The 17,160-nt window shown below is 70.7% G+C and carries 20 protein-coding genes; 14 read left to right on the forward strand and 6 right to left on the reverse strand.

Annotated features, from left to right (window positions below; genetic code table 11):
- The first annotated feature begins 56 nt into the window (after nt 1-56).
- From IEY36_RS18545 to IEY36_RS18555, 3 genes are all read left to right on the forward strand, one after another.
- Nucleotides 57-1,214 (forward strand): dihydrodipicolinate synthase family protein, encoded by a 1,158-nt coding sequence (locus IEY36_RS18545; RefSeq protein WP_188969448.1) that lies wholly within the window; start codon nt 57-59, stop codon nt 1,212-1,214.
- Nucleotides 1,215-1,538: 324 nt separating this feature from the next.
- The gene (locus IEY36_RS18550) at nt 1,539-2,351 is read left to right on the forward strand and encodes a sugar phosphate isomerase/epimerase family protein (RefSeq protein WP_188969450.1); all 813 of its coding nucleotides are present in this window, start codon (nt 1,539-1,541) and stop codon (nt 2,349-2,351) included.
- Nucleotides 2,352-2,416: 65 nt separating this feature from the next.
- On the forward strand, nt 2,417-2,635 hold the full coding sequence (locus IEY36_RS18555; RefSeq protein ID WP_188969452.1) for a DUF4170 domain-containing protein: 219 nt from the start codon (nt 2,417-2,419) through the stop codon (nt 2,633-2,635).
- A 16-nt stretch (nt 2,636-2,651) separates the two neighbouring features.
- Here IEY36_RS18555 and IEY36_RS18560 read toward each other — a convergent pair whose 3' ends face one another.
- A complete protein-coding gene (locus IEY36_RS18560; RefSeq protein WP_188969454.1) occupies nt 2,652-3,449 on the reverse strand; it encodes an EcsC family protein in 798 nt (265 codons plus the stop codon).
- A 300-nt stretch (nt 3,450-3,749) separates the two neighbouring features.
- Here IEY36_RS18560 and IEY36_RS18565 point away from each other — a divergent pair, with 300 nt between their 5' ends.
- From IEY36_RS18565 to IEY36_RS18580, 4 genes are all read left to right on the forward strand, one after another.
- Nucleotides 3,750-4,409, forward strand: coding sequence for an EI24 domain-containing protein (locus IEY36_RS18565; protein ID WP_188969456.1), 660 nt, complete (start codon nt 3,750-3,752; stop codon nt 4,407-4,409).
- A gap of 324 nt (nt 4,410-4,733) precedes the next feature.
- The gene (locus IEY36_RS18570; protein ID WP_188969769.1) at nt 4,734-5,222 is read left to right on the forward strand and encodes a bactofilin family protein; all 489 of its coding nucleotides are present in this window, start codon (nt 4,734-4,736) and stop codon (nt 5,220-5,222) included.
- A gap of 157 nt (nt 5,223-5,379) precedes the next feature.
- Nucleotides 5,380-5,922, forward strand: a complete 543-nt coding sequence (locus tag IEY36_RS18575; RefSeq protein ID WP_188969458.1) for a hypothetical protein — start codon at nt 5,380-5,382, stop codon at nt 5,920-5,922.
- A gap of 16 nt (nt 5,923-5,938) precedes the next feature.
- On the forward strand, nt 5,939-6,853 hold the full coding sequence (locus IEY36_RS18580) for an AEC family transporter (protein ID WP_188969460.1): 915 nt from the start codon (nt 5,939-5,941) through the stop codon (nt 6,851-6,853).
- 87 nt (nt 6,854-6,940) lie between these two features.
- Here the strand turns inward: IEY36_RS18580 and IEY36_RS18585 are convergent, their stop codons facing one another.
- Both IEY36_RS18585 and IEY36_RS18590 read right to left on the reverse strand, forming a co-directional pair.
- Nucleotides 6,941-7,453 (reverse strand): DUF1345 domain-containing protein, encoded by a 513-nt coding sequence (locus IEY36_RS18585; RefSeq protein ID WP_188969462.1) that lies wholly within the window; start codon nt 7,451-7,453, stop codon nt 6,941-6,943.
- A gap of 14 nt (nt 7,454-7,467) precedes the next feature.
- On the reverse strand, nt 7,468-7,698 hold the full coding sequence (locus IEY36_RS18590; RefSeq protein WP_188969464.1) for a hypothetical protein: 231 nt from the start codon (nt 7,696-7,698) through the stop codon (nt 7,468-7,470).
- An 83-nt stretch (nt 7,699-7,781) separates the two neighbouring features.
- Between IEY36_RS18590 and IEY36_RS18595 the strand changes: the two genes are divergently transcribed.
- Nucleotides 7,782-8,762 (forward strand): adenosine kinase, encoded by a 981-nt coding sequence (locus IEY36_RS18595; RefSeq protein WP_188969466.1) that lies wholly within the window; start codon nt 7,782-7,784, stop codon nt 8,760-8,762.
- A 278-nt stretch (nt 8,763-9,040) separates the two neighbouring features.
- On the opposite strand, the gene IEY36_RS18600 is transcribed toward IEY36_RS18595, so the two are convergent.
- The 3 genes from IEY36_RS18600 to hslV form a co-directional block, all read right to left on the reverse strand.
- Nucleotides 9,041-9,829, reverse strand: a complete 789-nt coding sequence (locus tag IEY36_RS18600; protein WP_188969468.1) for an FTR1 family iron permease — start codon at nt 9,827-9,829, stop codon at nt 9,041-9,043.
- A gap of 87 nt (nt 9,830-9,916) precedes the next feature.
- A complete protein-coding gene (hslU, locus tag IEY36_RS18605; RefSeq protein ID WP_188969470.1) occupies nt 9,917-11,242 on the reverse strand; it encodes an ATP-dependent protease ATPase subunit HslU in 1,326 nt (441 codons plus the stop codon).
- Nucleotides 11,243-11,435: 193 nt separating this feature from the next.
- Complete coding sequence (gene hslV, locus IEY36_RS18610; protein WP_188969472.1) at nt 11,436-11,996, reverse strand: ATP-dependent protease subunit HslV; 561 nt, start codon at nt 11,994-11,996, stop codon at nt 11,436-11,438.
- Nucleotides 11,997-12,129: 133 nt separating this feature from the next.
- Here hslV and IEY36_RS18615 point away from each other — a divergent pair, with 133 nt between their 5' ends.
- The 6 genes from IEY36_RS18615 (at nt 12,130) to IEY36_RS18640 (ending at nt 17,135) form a co-directional block, all read left to right on the forward strand.
- Entirely contained in the window at nt 12,130-12,993 is an 864-nt protein-coding gene (locus IEY36_RS18615) for a PilZ domain-containing protein (protein WP_188969474.1), read from the forward strand.
- A 106-nt stretch (nt 12,994-13,099) separates the two neighbouring features.
- Nucleotides 13,100-13,714 carry an imidazoleglycerol-phosphate dehydratase HisB gene (gene hisB / locus IEY36_RS18620; protein ID WP_188969476.1) on the forward strand — a complete coding sequence of 205 codons (615 nt, stop codon included), beginning with the start codon at nt 13,100-13,102 and terminating at the stop codon, nt 13,712-13,714.
- A 2-nt stretch (nt 13,715-13,716) separates the two neighbouring features.
- Nucleotides 13,717-14,091 carry a DUF2628 domain-containing protein gene (locus IEY36_RS18625; protein WP_188969478.1) on the forward strand — a complete coding sequence of 125 codons (375 nt, stop codon included), beginning with the start codon at nt 13,717-13,719 and terminating at the stop codon, nt 14,089-14,091.
- Between the two features lie 11 nt (nt 14,092-14,102).
- A complete protein-coding gene (hisH, locus tag IEY36_RS18630) occupies nt 14,103-14,762 on the forward strand; it encodes an imidazole glycerol phosphate synthase subunit HisH (RefSeq protein WP_188969480.1) in 660 nt (219 codons plus the stop codon).
- Nucleotides 14,759-15,349 (forward strand): GNAT family N-acetyltransferase, encoded by a 591-nt coding sequence (locus tag IEY36_RS18635; RefSeq protein WP_229681418.1) that lies wholly within the window; start codon nt 14,759-14,761, stop codon nt 15,347-15,349. The genes hisH and IEY36_RS18635 overlap by 4 nt, the downstream gene beginning before the upstream one ends.
- Before the next feature lie 37 nt (nt 15,350-15,386).
- Nucleotides 15,387-17,135, forward strand: coding sequence for an LIC_10190 family membrane protein (locus IEY36_RS18640; protein ID WP_188969482.1), 1,749 nt, complete (start codon nt 15,387-15,389; stop codon nt 17,133-17,135).
- Nucleotides 17,136-17,160: the final 25 nt, after the last annotated feature.

Here is a 17,160-nt window from a genome sequence, read left to right on the forward strand (position 1 = left end):
ATCCCTTTTTTTGCGACTTGGCGCCGGGTTCCATGGCGCGCGGAAAGGACAGTCGGATGCCGATGATCAATCTGCCGAACGGCGGCGCCATCGAAGCCTTCTCCACCAGCGCGCCGCGCGAGTTTCCGCGCGCGAGGCCGCCCTTCCCGCGCATCGCCCTCGCCGCCGCGCATGTCGTCGCCGACCCGCTCGCCGAACAGGACCCCTGGCTCGACGCTAAGGTCGATTGGGACCGTACCATCGCCTTCCGCAAGCATCTCTGGTCGCTCGGGCTCGGCGTGGCGGAGGCGATGGACACGGCGCAGCGCGGCATGGGACTCGACTGGGTCGGCGCGCAGGAACTCATCCGCCGCTCGCTCGACGCGATGCAGGACCACCCCGGCGCGGTGATGGCCTCGGGCGCGGGCACCGACCACCTCGCCCCCGGCCCGGACGTCACCATCGACGACGTCATCCGCGCCTATGAGGAACAATGCGAAGCGGTCGAGGCGATGGGCGGGCGCATCATCCTCATGGCCTCACGCGCGCTCGCCAAGGCCGCGAAATCCCCCGCCGATTACGAGCGCGTCTATGCCCGCATCCTGTCGCAGGTGAAGCAGCCGGTGATCATTCACTGGCTGGGTGAGATGTTCGACCCGGCGCTGGAAGGCTATTGGGGCAATCACGACCACATGGCGGCGATGGACACCGCGCTCGCCGTCATCACTGCCCATGCCGACAAGGTCGATGGCGTGAAGGTCTCGCTGCTGGACGACCAGAAGGAGATCTCTATGCGCCGTCGCCTGCCGCGCGGCGTGCGCATGTACACTGGGGACGACTTCAACTACGCGGAACTGATCGCTGGCGACGAGCATGGGCATTCCGACGCGCTGCTCGGCATCTTCGATCCGATCGCCCCGGCGGTGGGCGGCGCGCTCGCCGCGTTGTCGCACAACGACCTGTCCACCTTCCATGACATCCTGGCGCCGACCGTCCCGCTGAGCCGCCACATCTTCAAGGCGCCGACGCGCTTCTACAAAACCGGCGTGGTGTTCATGGCCTGGCTGAACGGGCACCAGGACCATTTCGTGATGGTCGGCGGGCAGCAATCGACGCGGTCGATCCAGCATTTCTCGGAGCTGTTCCGGCTGGCCGACAAGGCTGGGCTGCTGCGGGACCCGGAGATGGCGGTGGCGCGGATGAAGGCGTTGCTCGCCGTGCATGGGGTGGCGTGATGGCGTGGGCGACGGAGAGGGGCTCTGCGCCTCTGCGAGCCTCACCCCGCCACGGGTATCCATTGACGTTGTGTAGCAATGCCAATGGGAGCCCTCGCCCATGGGCCTCTGGGCACGTCGATCCGGTACGGGGCATTGGGGGCGGGATAGCCGCCGACATTCAGCCTTGCGCACGAAGGGCCTTGAGACGGTGCAGCACGTCCGCTGTGCCCCGCACCAAAAGATGGCTTTCCAAATGACACTGTCATTTGGCGGGGTGAGGTTTGGAGAGGGGCAGAGCCCCTCTCCATGCGCGCGCCGCCCCTACCCGACGGAGTACGCCGCATGACCGCCGCCGGCCCGATCAGCCTCAACACCATCACGGTGAAGACCTGGACACTCCCGCAGGTCATCGAGGCCTGCGCCCGCCACGGCATTCGCGCGATCTCCCCCTGGCGCGACGTGGTCCAGGCCGTGGGCCTTGATGCCGCCGCGAAGCAGATCCGCGATGCCGGCCTCAAGGTCACCGGCCTGTGCCGTGGTGGGATGTTCCCCGCCGCGGACGCCGCCGGCCGCGCCGCTGCCATCGAGGACAACCGCCGCGCCATCGCCGAGGCGCACGCCATCGGCGCCGACTGCCTCGTTGTGCTCGGCGGCGGTCTGCCGAAGGCGTCCAAGGACCTGCCCGGTGCGCGGGAGATGATGCGCGAGGGCCTGCACGCCATCCTGCCCGATGCCCGAGCCGCCGGTGTGACGCTCGCGCTCGAACCGCTGCACCCGATGACCTGCGCCGACCGTTCGGTGCTCTCCACCCTCGGCCAGGCGCTCGATCTGTGCGAGGAACTTGGCGCGGGGACCGGCATCGCGCTCGACGTCTATCACGTCTGGTGGGACCCGGACCTCGCGCGGCAGATGCAGCGCGCGAAGGGCCGCATCGCCGGCTTCCATGTCTGCGACTGGAAGGTGCCGACCACCGACCTGGTGTTCGACCGTGGCATGCCCGGCGAAGGCGTCATCGACATTCCCGCCATCCGTGCCATGGCTGAGACGGCCGGGTGGCAGGGCGGCGTTGAGGTTGAGATCCTGTCCAATCGATGGTGGGCGGAAGACCCCGAGGCGGTGATGCGGGCGGTGAAGGCCAGCCACGCCTTCTGCTGACCGGTCCGCTTGCTGCACTGCATCATGTTGGGGCATAAGCCAGCCTCTCACGCGGGGGACTGGTGATGGCCGAACGGAAGCTGTTTTTCGTCTGGGGCGGCGTCTTTGCCGATACATCCTGGCAGGACCTCGAACCCGGTACCGAGGAATGCCACGGCCCCTACCACGACCTGGAGACGGCCGAACGCGTCTGGCGCGACGAAATGCGCCGCCGCGTCGATACCGCTCAGCACCGGTTGTTCGTGATCGAAACGCCGCGGCCGGGTGGCGAAACCGCCGCCTGACGCGCGCCAGGCAGCGTTACCGCCGCGGCAGGAAGGGTTCGTCGCGCGTTTCGGCGATCGCGTCCCAGGCCGCGCGCACCATGGCCGGGCCATAGATCCGTTCCAGCCGCCGCAGCACGAAATGCCCGCGCGCGACCGCGCGGAAATGCGCCAGGAATGCCAGGTTCACCGCGACGCCAGCCGCCGCGCCCAGGATCGGCGCCGCCTGGGCCGACAGCTTCAGCCCTACCGTGCCGCTGAACCGCGCCGCGACGCTGGCGATGAAGCGCGGCATCACCGCGCCCTTCAATGCCTCGGCCAGGGCGAGGCGGACGGCGAAATAGCCGCTTTCCGCCGCGTCATCCGTCGGCGTGGTGCCGCCCAGGGCGAAGACCTTCAGGCATTCCGCCGCCGCGCCGGGGGCGGCCAGGTCCTCGCCCTCCTCCGCGGCCACCGCGGCGACCTGGCGCAGTAGGATGGCGGTGGAGACCGGCAATTCCACCACGGTCCCGGGCAGGCCGAAGGCCCCGCCCACCGCGCCTGAGGCCGCCACCAGGCCGCGATGGAACCAACTCGACGGCATGGGCAGCGGTGTCACCGCCGGGCCCGAGCGCAGCGCCGCCGCGATCGCCACCGACAAGGCGGTGCGTACCGCGCTGTCGAGTCCGCCCTGCACCATGGCGGGGAGCCGCGCGCGCAAGGCCTCCACCGGCATGCCAGCGGCATTGGCGAGCCGCGCCGCGAGGGACGGGTTTTCCAGGGCGAGACGTGCCGCGCGGAGGTCGCGCTCGGCGTCGGGCGGCAGGATTCCGGGCATGGTGGTCGCAAGGCTCATGGCATTCAGGTGGACCGGCCGGGGCGTCGGGGCAAGGGAGCCGCCCCCGGCGGTGTCATCGGCCGGGCCTTGCGCAACCCGGCCGGGTCGCTCGCGCCAGTTCCGCTCACGCCAAAACGCCGCGGGCGGGTGCCGTTCGCGCGAAACACGCGCCGGGGCGGCGTCGGATTGCTGCGGCTCGCGGAATTCGCTCCGGGCTGTTGTTTTCGTGAGCATCGTCACCCGGTCAGGCGATTCCACCTGACCGGGATCTGTTCTAGACGCCGCAGCCATACCCGTTTGGAGGCCGCGCCCTCACCCATGCCCGTCGCCCTGTTCCTCGCCCTCGGCCAGATCGGCGATCCGGCCTTTCGTCGGCCCTTGTTGATCGGCGTGCTTGGCGCCGCGCTGGCGCTCGGCCTGCTGATCTGGGGCGCGGTCGAGGCCGCTGCCTGGGCAGCCGCGGGCGATGCCGCCTGGCTGTCCTGGCTCGCCCAGGCGGCCGGCGGGGCGGTCGGGCTGCTGCTGGCCTGGTGGCTGTTCCTGCCGGTGGCGGCGGCCATCGCCTCCCAACTGGTCGAGCCGGTGGCAAGGGCCGTCGAACGCAGGTACTACCCTGGCCTGCCGCCGCCCCGCGGCGCCTCGGTCGCGGCGCAGGCCGCCTTCGGGCTGCGCTTCGGCCTGCGGCTGCTGCTCATCCAGATCCTGCTGCTGCCGCTGTTCTTCATCCCGCTGGTTGGCTTCGTCCTGGCGCTGCTGGTCTCGGCCCATGCGCTGGGTGCGGGTATGGTGACGCAAACCGCGTTGCTGCGCATGACGATGCCCGAGGCGCGCGCCGCCTGGCGACGGCAGCGGCTGTCGGGTTGGGTCCTGGGCTTGTTGCTCGCGTTGATGGCGCTGGTCCCCATTCTCAACCTGCTGGTGCCTGTCCTGGGGACGGCGGCTGCTGTACACTTGCTCCATCGATCCGGGGGATCGTGATGCCGCATGGATCCGGAGGATCGTGATGCGGCATGAACCAGCAGGATCGTGATAGCGCGAATCCTGGGGATAAGACGGTTGGCGGCGTTGTAGGCGCCGAAGGGTGCGTGCTAGCCCCCGTCTCTTGTCGCCATGTATTGGGAATCGAGGGAGTCTGCGATGTCGCTGTTCCGCCGCAAGGACGAGCCGGCCACTGGCGCCACGGGGAACGAACCCGCGCCGACGACCATTCCGGCTTCGCGTGATCCTGACCTTGCCATGCCACCTTTCCGCCCAGCCGGAGTGACGCCCGTGAGCACCGCACCGACCCCCGCCACAGGCCCGATGGCGCCGAAGCCGAACTCGCCGCCCGCCAGCGCCGGCATGGCCCGCCCGGCCGCGCCGGCCGCGGGCGCGCCGCGCGCCGGCGGCCGGCCCGAGACGGCCGACCGCCGCACCCTCGTGGTCGGCAAGGGCATCAGCCTGCAGGGCACGGTGACCGAGGCCGAGAAGCTGATCATCGAAGGCACCATGGAGAGCCAGCTGCTGCAGGCGCAGGAACTGGTCATCACCCATTCCGGTGTCTTCAAGGGTGAGGTCCATGTCGAGGATGCCGAGATCGCCGGCGTGTTCGACGGCACGCTGACCGTCAATGGCAGCCTGACCATCCGCTCCACTGGCCGTGTGCTTGGTGTCACCCGCTCGCGCCGCCTGTCGGTCGAGGATGGTGGCCAGCTCTCCGGCAAGATGGAGATGATCACCGAAGCCACGCCGCCGGCACCGACCGTGCGCATGGCCCCGGCGCCGCGCAGCACCGAGCCGGCTGACGCCTGATCGGGGGCTTGCGCCCCCGCCTTGCTGGGCTGATCGGCCGTTATGCAGGGTTGCCAGCATTGAGACCCGCATGCGCGCCCCGTGGGACAGTTCACGGCCCTGGATGACCTCCCCGCCGGGCACCAACAGGAGGTTTCCAAAGGCCCTTAGGCCTTTGGTGGGGTGGTGCCGAAGGGCAAGGCCCCTCTGCCTGCCCGCCCTTGCCACCGCCTGTGCCCTGCTGCTGCCGGGCTGCGCCCCCGACAACGAGGAAACCACCGCCCTGCTCCAGCACGCCCTGGCCTCCACCCAGGCCAGCGTGGCGCTGGCTGGCGGCGCCCGTCCGCCGGCCCTTGCCGCGACGCCCCTCCGCCCGGCCGCGCTGCAGCCCGCCTGGGCGCCTGGCGCGACGAGGCAGCCCGGCCGCGCCGCGCCGGCCACCGCGGCCGCCCTGATGGGCGTGACGGCCGACCAGCTGCGGCGCATGTTGGGCGAACCGGCGATCCGTCGCCCCGAGGGTGCCGCCGAGGTCTGGTTGTATGAGGCGCCCACATGCCGGCTCGACGTCATTCTCTATGCCGAAGGGTCGGCGCTGGTGGTTGGCCTTGCCGCGGCGCGCGCCCTGGGCGGGGCCGAGGGCGTGACGGAGTCGGCCTGCCTGGCCGCCGTGGCGACCGCGCCGGCACCGACGCCCTGGGCAGCACCCGGGCCGCGCGCGTGACCGTGCCGGCCCGCGCATGAACGCCTGGCTCGACGCCTTCATTCCAGCCTTTGCGTTGCTTGGCCTCGGTGCGCTGCTGAAGCGCCGGCTGCTGCGCGACGACACCGTCTGGGCGGGCATGGAACGGCTGATCTATTGGGTGCTGCTGCCCTCGCTGATCGTCGCGGCGCTGTCGCCGCTCGACCTGGGCAGCCTGCCGCTGGGGCGGATCGCGGTGGCGATCTGGGCGGCGCTCGGGCTCGGCACCGTCATTTCGGTGCTGCTGGCGCGCGCGCTGGGGCACGGGCATGCGGCCATGACCTCGGTGCTGCAGGGCGGCATTCGCTTCAACAACCTGATGGGCTTCGCCATCGTCGGCGCGCTGTTCGGCGCCGAGGGCACCGGGTTCGGCGCCGTCTCCACCGGCATCATCGTGCCCTTCGTGCAGACGGTGACGACGCTCGCCTTCGCCTTCGACGGCAAGCGCGGCCCGCCACGGCCCGCCACGGTGATCCGCCAGCTCGCGCTGAACCCCCTGCTGTTGGCGGTGGCGGCTGGCTTCGCCATCGCGGCGCTGGGCGGGCTGCCACCTGGCCTCGCCCCGACGGTGCAGGCGCTTGGGCGTGCCTCGGTGGCGCTGGGGCTGCTCTGCGTCGGGGCGGCGCTGTCGCTCGACAGCTTCACCGACCGGGTCGGTACGCAAGCCGTCACCGGCGTGCTCAAGCTGACCGTGATGCCGGCGGTGACCTGGGCACTGTGCATGGCGCTCGGCGTGCCGCCGCTGGCGATGGCGGTGGCGGTCATCTTCATGGCGCTGCCGACGGCCGCGACGTCCTACGTGATGGCGCGCGCGATGGGCGGGGACGCGCCGTTGATGGCGGCGATCACCACCACGGAGCATATCGCGGCGATCGTCACGCTGCCGTTCTGGGTTTGGCTGGTCGCGCCGTGAGGGACGGCGCCCGGCCCGCGCCGAGCTGCCGCATCCCTTCCGCCCGTGCCCGGCGCAGCAAGCGTGCCGCGGCTGGTGGCCCGCCCGTCAGTTGGCGAGGACGTTGATCGCCCGCGAGGCGACGATGACCATGGTGACCAGCGCGATCGACGCCTCCAGTATCATCAGAATCTCCGCCCGCCCGGTTAGCGGCATCACGTCGGTCGTGCTGAAGGCCGTGGCGGTCGAGAAGGCGAGGTAGAGGTAGTCGACATAGCCCGGCGCCCAGCCAGGCGCAGCATCACCTGGCGCCGTCTGAGGAAACAGCCAGTCCGGCCGGATTTTCGCGCCGGTCGTCCGCCCGCGGGGGCCGCCGGCATCCAGTTGCCAGAACAGCAGGGCGAAGCCGGCGACGTTGACCACCCAGGAGACGACGCTCGAGGTTAGCAGTTCGAGCCCGCCGAGCCGCTCCGGCCCGCCCACGATGATGTGCCGGATCAGGGTGGCGAGGGCGACCACCGTCAGGACCAGGATCAAGGTCGCGGCCGCCAGCAACACGGCGCGCTCGATGCGCAGCCATCGACGCTTGCCGCTGGCCAGCGTGACGCCGGCCAGCGGCAACAGGGCGATGAAGGCTATCGCAGTGGCGCCCAGGGCGGCAGCAGCGTCAGCCGGTCCGGCATTGCTGCGGCGATGATCAGCACGCCGAATATCGTCAGCGCAACAGGCCAGCGCGGCTCGGGGGCTGGCGCGCCTCCCGAGGGTGCCGTCATCACATCCTTCGACATGCCCATCACACTAGGCCCATCGCCGCCCGTGCGAAGCGGCAGGGCCGCGCCCGGCGGCGCGTGCCAGTTGGCGATCATGCGCGGTTGTCCCGTCCATGCGCGGTTGCCGTCGGCCGCGGCCGCCGCTATCCCGCGCACGACGCGAAACTGGAGTGCTGCGCATGACGACCCACGCCCTCGACATCCTCGGCATCGGCAACGCGATCGTGGACGTGCTGGCGCGCGCCGAGGAGGCCTTCCTCGCCCGCCACGGCATGGCCAAGGGCAGCATGGCCCTGATCGGCCCCGAGGATGCCGAGCGCATCTATGGCGACATGGGCCCGGGCATCGAGAGCAGCGGCGGTTCGGCCGCCAATACCTGCGCCGCCGCGGCCGCGCTCGGTGCCAAGGTCGGCTATCTCGGCAAGGTCGCTGATGACGCGCTCGGCCAGGTGTTTCGCCACGACATTACCGCCGCCGGCGTGACCTTCCCGACCGCGCCGCTGGCCGGCGGGGCGCCCACCGCGCGCTGCCTGATCCTGGTCTCGCCGGACGGCCAGCGGACCATGAACACCTTCCTCGGCGCCTGCGTGACCTTCGGCGAGGCCGACCTGGACGAGGCCGCGATCGCCGCGGCGCAGGTCACCTACCTCGAAGGCTATCTGTTCGACCCGCCGGCCGCGCAGGCCGCCTTCCGCGCCGCCGCGCGCATCGCCCACGCCGCCGGGCGGAAAGTGGCGATCACCCTGTCCGACCCGTTCTGCGTGGGTCGCCACCGCGACGCCTTCCGCGCCTTCGTCCGCGACGAGGCCGACATCCTCTTCGCCAACGAGGCCGAGATCTGCGCCCTGTACCAGACCGACAATGTCGAGGCGGCGGCGACCATCGCCCAGACCGAGGTCGGCCTTGCCGCCCTGACGCGCAGCGAGAAGGGCAGCCTGGTCCTCACCGCCACCACGGCGCATGAAGTGGCCGCCGAGCCGACCACGGTGGTGGATACGACCGGGGCCGGCGACGCCTATGCCGCCGGCTTCCTGGCGGCGCTGACGGACGGGCGGGACCTGGCCGAATGCGGGCGCTGGGGGTCCGTCGCGGCGGCCGAGGCGATCTCGCATTTCGGGGCGCGGCCGCAGGCGGACCTCAAGGCGCTGGTGGCGCGCTGAACGCGACGGAGGTGCCGATTCGCCGTCAGGTCCGATCGGCAATTCGGCATTCCGGTCGGACGAGGCGCTGAGTCTCGGGGTTCCGTGCCTGACGACGGGGACGAGCCGGTACGCGTTGACCGACACGCCGTGGCTGCCCGGCACGGTCGCCGATGCAGGCCGGACAACCGGCCGTTCGCCAATGAATGCCTGTTGGTGCTGGGTTCGGGGTCGCATGGCAAGGACCTGCCGGAGCGATACGGCGCGGGGATGACCGCGCCGCCGCTTGGCCCACCCGGTCAGGCCGCGGCCGAACGCGCCCCACCGCCGCGCAGCCCGGCGGCCAGCGCCGGGATCGCCAGCACCACGACCAGCGCCATCGCCGCCATCTGTTCCAGATTGTCCGGCAGCCCAAGGCTGTCGGCCCAGCGCGGCAGGTCGATGGGGTCGAGCGGCAGCATCGCCTGTTCCTGGAATTCCTGCACCGCCGCCGCCGCCAGCCGCACCGCCATCACCAGCAGGAACACGGAGGTGCCGAGGAATAGCGGGCGGAGCGGCAGTCGCAGCGCCAGCCGCGTCAGCGCGAACCACAAGGCCGCCAGCATCACCACCGCCACCGCGATGCCCGGCAGCAGCGCCGCCGGCGACGGCGCGTCGCGCAGCAGCGCGGCGAGGAACAGCACCGTCTCCGCCCCTTCGCGGAACACCGCGAGGAAGCCGATCGCGCCCACCGCCAGCCCGACGCGCGGGGAGGCCATGGCCGTTTCCGTCTTGCGCCGAAGTTCCGCCGTCCAGGCCCGTGGGTCGGACCGTCGTGCCAGCCAGCCGCCGGTCCACAACATCAGCCCGGCCGCCAGCAGGCAGACCACGCCTTCGAGCCGGTCGTCATGCGCGCCGTCGCGCCAAGCCATGAAGGCGGCGGCGGCGAGCAGGCTCGCGCCCACCCCGGCGAGGGCGCCGAAGCCGAGCGAGCGGCCCTGCTCCGGCGCCGCCCGTTGCAGGAAGGCGGACAAGGCGGCGAGGACGAGGATGGCCTCCATCCCCTCGCGAAAGAGGATCAGTCCGGCGTCGATAGCGTGGGAGGTCATGGTGTTTCACCAGCGAGTGCGAGGCGTTCGCAATCAATGACGGAAGGTCTCACGCAAGTCGCGTGAAACCTCCTTCATGCATGCCGATCAGAGAATGAACCGAGACAGATCCACATTGCCCGCGAGAGGCGCCACCTTGCCGCGCACCATCGCGCCATCGACCTGCACCGTATCGCCGCCTCGGTCGGAGGCGGTGAAGGAGACCTCCTCCAGCAGCCGCTCGAGCACGGTGGCGAGCCGTCGCGCGCCGATATTCTCGACCGTCGCATTGATCTCGGCGGCGAGGTCGGCCAGCGCATCCACCGCCTCGGCATCGAAGGCGAGCGTCACCCCCTCGGTGCCGAGCAGGGCGGTGTACTGCTTCAGCAGCGAATGCTCCGGCTCGGTCAGGATGCGGCGGAAATCGTCGCGCGTCAGAGCGGCGAGCTCGACGCGGATCGGCAGGCGGCCCTGCAATTCCGGCAGCAGGTCCGACGGCTTGGCCAGGTGGAAGGCACCCGAGGCGATGAACAGGATGTGGTCGGTCTTCACCGGCCCATGCTTGGTGGTGACGGTGGTGCCCTCGATCAGCGGCAGCAGATCGCGCTGCACGCCTTCACGCGAGACGTCGCCGCCGCGCACGCCGCCCTCGCCGGTCCGCGCGCAGACCTTGTCGATCTCGTCGAGGAAGACGATGCCGTTGTTCTCGGCATTCGACACCGCATCGCGCACCAGCGCGTCCTGGTCGAGCAGCTTGTCGGCTTCCTCCTTGGTCAGCGCGATGCGCGCCTCGGCCACCGACATCTTTCGCGGCTTCTGCCGGCCGCCGAACATCTTGCCGAGCATCTCCTGCATGTTCTGCATCTGGATGCCCTGCTGGCCCGGCAGGTCGATCATGCCAATCGGCATGCCGCCAGCCGCATCGGCGACCTGCACCTCAATCTCGCGGGCTTCCAGTTCGCCGGCGCGCAGCATGCGGCGGAACTTCATGCGGGTTTCGCCCGAGGCTCCCTCGCCGACCAGCGAGGTCAGCAGGCGCTCCTCGGCGGCGAGTTCCGCCTTGGCCTGCACGCCGCGCCGCGCCTGTTCGCGCGCCATCGTAATGGCGGATTCGACCAGGTCGCGGACGATTGATTCCACGTCGCGGCCGACATAGCCGACCTCGGTGAACTTCGTCGCTTCCACCTTCAGGAAGGGCGCATTGGCAAGCTTGGCGAGACGCCGCGCGATCTCCGTCTTGCCGACGCCGGTCGGGCCGATCATCAGGATGTTCTTCGGCACCACTTCCTCGCGGATGCCTTCGGGCAGTTGCTGGCGGCGCCAGCGATTGCGCAGGGCGATGGCGACGGCCCGCTTGGCGTCCTGCTGGCCGACGATGTGGCGGTCTAGCTCGGAGACGATCTCGCGCGGGCTCAGATTGATGGATTCAGACATTTTTTTCAGCCTTCAAACGCGTCGTGCCGAAAGCACGCCGTCGGCGTGAGGCGCCGCGCATCCGCGCGGCTTGGCTTCGCGCCGAGCACTGGCGCGTCGGCGGCTACGGGTGGTCTGGGCGCGGTCGCGTTGTGCGCTCGCGGATCGCGGCAGGCCGCGATCCGTGGGGTGATGATGACGGGTTGGGTCGCGCTCACGCCTCCAGGCTTTCGAGCACGATGTTGCCATTGGTGTAGACGCAGATGTCGGCGGCGATCTTCATCGAGCGGCGGCAGATCTCCTCCGCGTCGATGCCTTCCACCGGCAGCAGGGCGCGGGCGGCCGACAAGGCATAATTGCCGCCCGAGCCGATGCCGATGATGGCGTCTTCGGGTTCCAGCACGTCGCCCTGGCCGGTCAGCAGCAGGCTGCGCTTGTTGTCCGCCACTGCCAGCAAGGCTTCGAGGCGGCGCAGGTAACGGTCGGTGCGCCAGTCCTTGGCCAGTTCGACGCAGGCGCGTTCCAGCTGGTCGGGGAAGCGTTCGAGCTTCGCCTCCAGCCGTTCGAGAAGGGTGAAGGCATCGGCGGTGGCTCCGGCGAAGCCGCACAGGACGCGGCCCTGGGCGATGCGGCGCACCTTGCGCGCATTGCCCTTCACCACCGTCTGGCCAAGCGAGACCTGGCCGTCGCCGGCCATGGCGACGCGGCCGTCCTTGCGCACGCAAAGGATGGTGGTGCCGTGCCACCCGAGGGGATCATGTTGTGTGGAGGTCATGGTGCGCCGAATGTGGGCGCGACCCCGCCGCGACTCAACCGGGGGGCGGCGCGGGCCCGTTGGTTACGATTGGTAAGGGTTTGGCGTGCTTCCCTTCATTGGCCGACAACATTCGAGCCGATGGTGGACCGCGATGCACGCCAGGATAGCCCCGCTGCCGTTTGGCCTTTTGGCCGCCATTGGCCTAACCAACGCGGGCGTCGCCGCCCATCTCCTGGCCAACCCCGGGCAGGACCCAGCGGTCGGCCTCGTCATGCTGGCCGCGAGCCTCGCCGCGCTCGGCGCCGGGTGGGTGCTGGCGGCGCGTGTCACCATCCCGCTCGCGCAACTGGCCGATTCCCTGGGTGCCGTGGCCCGCGGCGAGCGGCTTGTCGCCATTCCGGGCCTCGGCCGCGCGGATGACATCGGCGCCATGGCCGCAGCCATCGCCCTGATCCGCGACCGCGCCGCATCGCCGTCCGGCCACCCCGTGCGTCCGGCCACCGCGCTTGCGGAGCATATCGCCCGCGCCGTGGATGGCGCCACTGGTGCCTTCCGCGCCGTGCAAGGCCGCAGAGATGGCGTCACCGGCGACCTGTATGGCAGCGCCGAGGCCGCCGAGGCCATGGCCCGCGCCACCCGGGAGGCGCATGAATCGGTGGCCGAACGGCGCGAGTTGTTCGGCCGCATCGCCGCCGGTCCCGAAGCCGAGATCCAGCGCCGCGCCAGCATCCGCGTGCCGCTGCGCCGCGGCGCCATGCTGGAACTAGCCGGCCGCCGTGCCGTCGCGGTGAATCTGCTCGACCTGTCCGAAGGCGGCGCCGCGCTGGACGCGACCGAGACCAGGGCGGCGGTGGGCATGGCGGGCGCCCTGGTTTTCGGCACCAACCTGATGCCGATGCGCGTCGTCGCGGTCGGCGAGGACCGCATCCACGTCGCCTTCACGGCGCTGTCATCCGAGGCGCGGCTGGCCATCCGCCACATGATGAGCGGGGCGGGCCAGGCGCTGGCGGCCTGACGATCCGCCCGGCATGGGTGCACGCCACATCCTGACGTTGGTCCGCGACGGACCTTCCTGACGCCATGATTGCGGGACCAGCCCCGGGGGGCGTAGGAAGCGCCCCATGGATGGAATTGTCTCCCCGCCGCGCCGCGCCGAGATCTCGCGTGAAACCGCTGAAACCGCGATCCGCGTCGCGCTGGACCTCGACGGGTCCGGCCGGGCCGAGGTCGCCACCGGCATCGGCTTCCTCGACCACATGCTGACCGCGCTGGCCCGCCACGCGATGTTCGACATGGGCGTGGCCGCCAAGGGCGACCTGCATATCGACTTCCACCACACCGCCGAGGATGTCGGCATCGTCATCGGCCAATGCCTGAAGAAGGCACTTGGCGACAAGCGCGGCATCCGCCGCTATGGCGCCGCGCTGCTGCCGATGGACGAGGCGCTGGCCGAATGCGCCATCGACATCTCCGGCCGGCCCTTCCTCGCCTGGTCGGTGCCCTTCGCGCGCGACAAGGTCGGCGAGATGGACACCGAGCTGTTCGAGGAATTCTTCCGCGCCCTGGCCTTCAATGCCGGCATCACCATGCACATGACCTTGAAGGCGGGCACCAACGCCCACCATGTCGCCGAGGCCTGCTTCAAGGCCGCTGCGCGCGCCCTCCGGCAGGCCACCGAGCCCGACCCCCGGGCCGCCGGTGTGATACCCTCCACCAAAGGCGTGCTGGAGGCCTGACCATGCGGGTGTGGACCGTCCATCTCAGACCGCCGGTGGCGGGCAAGCCGCCGCGGGCCGTGCTGCTGCGTGACGGCTTCGCCCTGTGGGCGCTGGTCGCCCCGCTGTTGTGGTTCCTGGCGCACCGGCTGTTCGCATTGGCGGCGTTTTACCTGGCCGCCGTTCTGGTGCTCGGCGCCGCCCTGCCGGCGGAACCGGCGATCGCCCTGAGCCTCGGCCTGCAGGTCTTCATCGGCTTCGAGGCGCGCAACCTGCAAGCCTGGTGGCTCGGCCTGCGCGGCTGGCGGACCGAGGCGGTGGTGATGGGCCGCGATGCCGACGCGGCCTTTCTGCAACTCGCGGCCTGGCGGCCCGATCTCGCCCATGTGGCGGTCTGAAGGGGCGGGGCATGACGCAGCGCATCGCGGTGGTCGATCCGGGGTCGGGCAACCTCGCCTCGGTGGTTCGCGCCTTCGAGAAATCCGCCGAGGACCATGACATCGACGCGGTGGTGAAGGTGGTCACCGCCGCCGCCGACCTGCGCCTCGCCGACCGCATCGTGCTGCCCGGCCAGGGCGCCTTCGCCGCCTGCCGACGGGGCCTCGACGCGCTGCCCGGCGTGGTCGAGGCGTTGGAGGAACGCGTGCGCGGCCATGGCGTGCCGTTCCTTGGCATTTGCGTCGGCATGCAACTGATGGCCACGCGTGGTCTCGAACATGGCGTGACGCTCGGCCTGGGCTGGATCCCCGGAGAGGTCGCGCCGATGGACCCGCGCGGCATGGACAACGCGCCGCTGCCGCTGCCGCAGATGGGCTGGAACGCCCTGTCCTTCGAGGAAGGCTTCCACCCGGTGCTCGATGGGGTGAAGCCGGGCGACCAGGTCTATTTCGTCCATTCCTTCGCCTTTGAGGCGGAGGATCCCGAGGACGTCATCGCCACTACCGATTACGGCGGCCCCGTGACCGCGATCATTGCGCGCGGCAATCTCGCCGGGCTTCAATTCCATGTCGAGAAAAGCGGCCCGATCGGGCTTGCCATGCTCGCCAATTTCATGCGGTGGGAACCTTGAACGCTTCCGTTGCCGTGCAACCCCCCCGGCAGATCGGCGTCGAGCGGGTCGAGCGCCTGTCCGACGCCGACCTCGCCGACCTGGCCGAGGCGACGGATGCCGCCATCATCGAAGGCGGCGGCTTCGGCTGGGTCGAACCCCAGGGTCGCGCCGCGTTGGAGCGCCATTTCCGCGGCGTGTTGCTGGTGCCGGAACGCGAACTGTTCGTCGCCCGGCTGGATGGCCACGCCGTCGGTTCGGCCCTGCTGGTCCGCCCGCCGCGCAACAATGAGGCGCAGGCTTTCGCCGCGACGCTCACCCACGCCTATGTCGCCCCCTATGCCCGTGGCTTCGGCCTGGCGCGCCTGATGGTGACCAAGGCGGAGGAACGCGCCGCCGCGCTGGGCCACCGCGTCATCAACCTCGATGTGCGCGAAACGCAGGCGACCGCCATCGCTTTGTTCCAGGCGCTCGGCTACCAGCATTGGGGCACGCATCCCTTCTATGCCCGGGTCGGCGGCCAGACGGTGGCCGGGCTGTATTACACGAAAACGCTTGAACCAGGCCGCGGGCGCAGCACCGGCGCGCTGATCGACGGGGCGGACTGACCGCGCCGGTCGCACCGGCCGCTGGAGGGTCTGCCCCATGCTGATGGCCGGTGTTGTCGTGCTGCTGGGCGCCATGACCTGCCTCGGCTACGGCCTGCTGGCGCTGCGCCTGGCCGAGCGGCTGAACCCCGGCGTGGCGCGCGGCGTCACGGTCGGGGATCTTGGCATCCTGGGCTATGTCGTGCTTGGGCTGGTGGCGACCATGGGCCACGTCTTCGTGCCACTTGGCGGGCTGCCGGCGGCTGCGGTCTGCCTTCTCGGCATCGGGCTGCTGCTGGGGCAATGGCGAGGCCTCGCCCGGCAGACCGATGCCTTCGGTTGGGGCATGGCGGCGACGCTGCTGCTGCTCCTGGCTGCCTGCCTGCGCCTCGGCGCCATGATTCCCGCCTCGACGCGCGGGCATTTCGATACCGGGCTCTATCACCTGCAGGCCGTGCGGCTGGTGATGGAGTTTCCGCTCATCCTCGGCAGCGCCAACATCCATATGCGCTTCGGCTACAACTCGGCGGTCTTTCCGACTGCCGCGCTGCTGTCGGGCGGCCTGCCGGGGCTGCTCGGCGCGCTCACCACCAATGCGCTGCTGATGGTGTTCGTTATCCTCGCCGTGACGCAGCGCGCCCTGTCGCGCGCCGGTGCCATCGGGCTGCGCTCCTCGCTGTTCGGCCTGTTGGTTGTGGGGCTGGCGCTGTTCACCCCGCTGTTGATCCTACGCGTCTGGATGGGGTCGCCGAATTCGGACGTCCCGAGTGCGCTGATGGTGCTGTACGGCTTCCACCTGGCGCTGCGCCTGTCGGATCTGGGCGGCATCGCTTCGGCGGCGCCCGAACGCGCCGGCACCGCGGCAATGCTGGCGGTGGTGGCGGCGCTGGCGGTCACGCTCAAGCTCTCGGCGCTGCCGGTGGTGCTGTTGATGGCGATCCCGGCACTGGCCTGGCGGCGTGGCTGGCTTGCCGGCCGGGACATCGCGCTCGGGGCCGGGGCGGCGCTGGCGATCGGCCTGCCCTGGCTGGCGCGCGGCGTCGCCACCTCGGGCTGCCTGGCCTATCCGCAGCCATCGAGCTGCCTGCCGGTGCCGTGGCGGATCAACGCCGCCGTCGCCCAATCGGATGTCGACTGGATGCGGTCCTGGGCCCGCCGGCCGGACGCGTCACCCGAGACGGTGCTGGCCGACTGGTCCTGGCTGCCCGACTGGGTCGGCCGCCTGGCCATCGAGCCGTCGCGACCGACCTTCCTAGTGCTGGGCGGCCTCGTCGCGGTGTTGCTGGCGGCAAGGCTACTGCTGGGGCAGCGGCTGGTGGTCGTGGCGGATACGCTGCCGGGCGCCGCACGGCGGGACATGCTGGTGCTGATGGCGATCGCCGGCGCCGGCATCGCCTTCTGGTTCATCTCCGCGCCGCTGGTCCGTTATGGCCAGAGCTGGCTGGTGCTGCCGTTGCTGCTGTTGATCGCGCAAGTCGCGCCGGTCGGCTGGCGCTCCAGCCGCGCCGCCGGGGCTTTCGCGACGATGGCGCGGCCCCGGTTCCGCACCGGCGTCGCGCTGGCCCTGGGCGTCGCGACCCTGGCCTCGCTGGCCGGGAATCCCCCACGCCGGCTGTTCGACCCCGTGCCGGTAACCTTGCCGGAGGTCACCGTCGAGCCGCGCGGGGAGCTGGCAGGCATCCCGATTCATGTGCCGCGCCATGGCAACCAATGCTGGGATGCGCCCCGCCTCTGCACGCCGGATCGTCGCGACGGGCTCGTCGCCACGCCGTTCCTGTGGACGTGGATGGTGCGCGGTCCGTCCTGAAGGGCGGCCACCCATCCACCCCTCA

This window comes from Neoroseomonas lacus (genome assembly GCF_014644535.1).
Lineage (GTDB): Bacteria > Pseudomonadota > Alphaproteobacteria > Acetobacterales > Acetobacteraceae > Neoroseomonas > Neoroseomonas lacus.

Coding starts and splice junctions, on each gene's coding strand:
- IEY36_RS18590 (WP_188969464.1), bottom strand. CDS start 7,698: ATGATCGCCAACTGGCACGCGCCGCCGGGCGCGGCCCTGCCGCTTCGC.
- hslU (WP_188969470.1), bottom strand. CDS start 11,242: ATGTCTGAATCCATCAATCTGAGCCCGCGCGAGATCGTCTCCGAGCTA.
- IEY36_RS18545 (WP_188969448.1), top strand. CDS start 57: ATGCCGATGATCAATCTGCCGAACGGCGGCGCCATCGAAGCCTTCTCC.
- IEY36_RS18570 (WP_188969769.1), top strand. CDS start 4,734: ATGGCGCCGAAGCCGAACTCGCCGCCCGCCAGCGCCGGCATGGCCCGC.
- hisB (WP_188969476.1), top strand. CDS start 13,100: ATGGATGGAATTGTCTCCCCGCCGCGCCGCGCCGAGATCTCGCGTGAA.
- IEY36_RS18580 (WP_188969460.1), top strand. CDS start 5,939: ATGAACGCCTGGCTCGACGCCTTCATTCCAGCCTTTGCGTTGCTTGGC.
- IEY36_RS18555 (WP_188969452.1), top strand. CDS start 2,417: ATGGCCGAACGGAAGCTGTTTTTCGTCTGGGGCGGCGTCTTTGCCGAT.
- IEY36_RS18640 (WP_188969482.1), top strand. CDS start 15,387: ATGCTGATGGCCGGTGTTGTCGTGCTGCTGGGCGCCATGACCTGCCTC.
- IEY36_RS18625 (WP_188969478.1), top strand. CDS start 13,717: ATGCGGGTGTGGACCGTCCATCTCAGACCGCCGGTGGCGGGCAAGCCG.
- IEY36_RS18560 (WP_188969454.1), bottom strand. CDS start 3,449: ATGAGCCTTGCGACCACCATGCCCGGAATCCTGCCGCCCGACGCCGAG.
- hisH (WP_188969480.1), top strand. CDS start 14,103: ATGACGCAGCGCATCGCGGTGGTCGATCCGGGGTCGGGCAACCTCGCC.
- hslV (WP_188969472.1), bottom strand. CDS start 11,996: ATGACCTCCACACAACATGATCCCCTCGGGTGGCACGGCACCACCATC.
- IEY36_RS18595 (WP_188969466.1), top strand. CDS start 7,782: ATGACGACCCACGCCCTCGACATCCTCGGCATCGGCAACGCGATCGTG.
- IEY36_RS18565 (WP_188969456.1), top strand. CDS start 3,750: ATGCCCGTCGCCCTGTTCCTCGCCCTCGGCCAGATCGGCGATCCGGCC.
- IEY36_RS18550 (WP_188969450.1), top strand. CDS start 1,539: ATGACCGCCGCCGGCCCGATCAGCCTCAACACCATCACGGTGAAGACC.
- IEY36_RS18615 (WP_188969474.1), top strand. CDS start 12,130: ATGCACGCCAGGATAGCCCCGCTGCCGTTTGGCCTTTTGGCCGCCATT.
- IEY36_RS18600 (WP_188969468.1), bottom strand. CDS start 9,829: ATGACCTCCCACGCTATCGACGCCGGACTGATCCTCTTTCGCGAGGGG.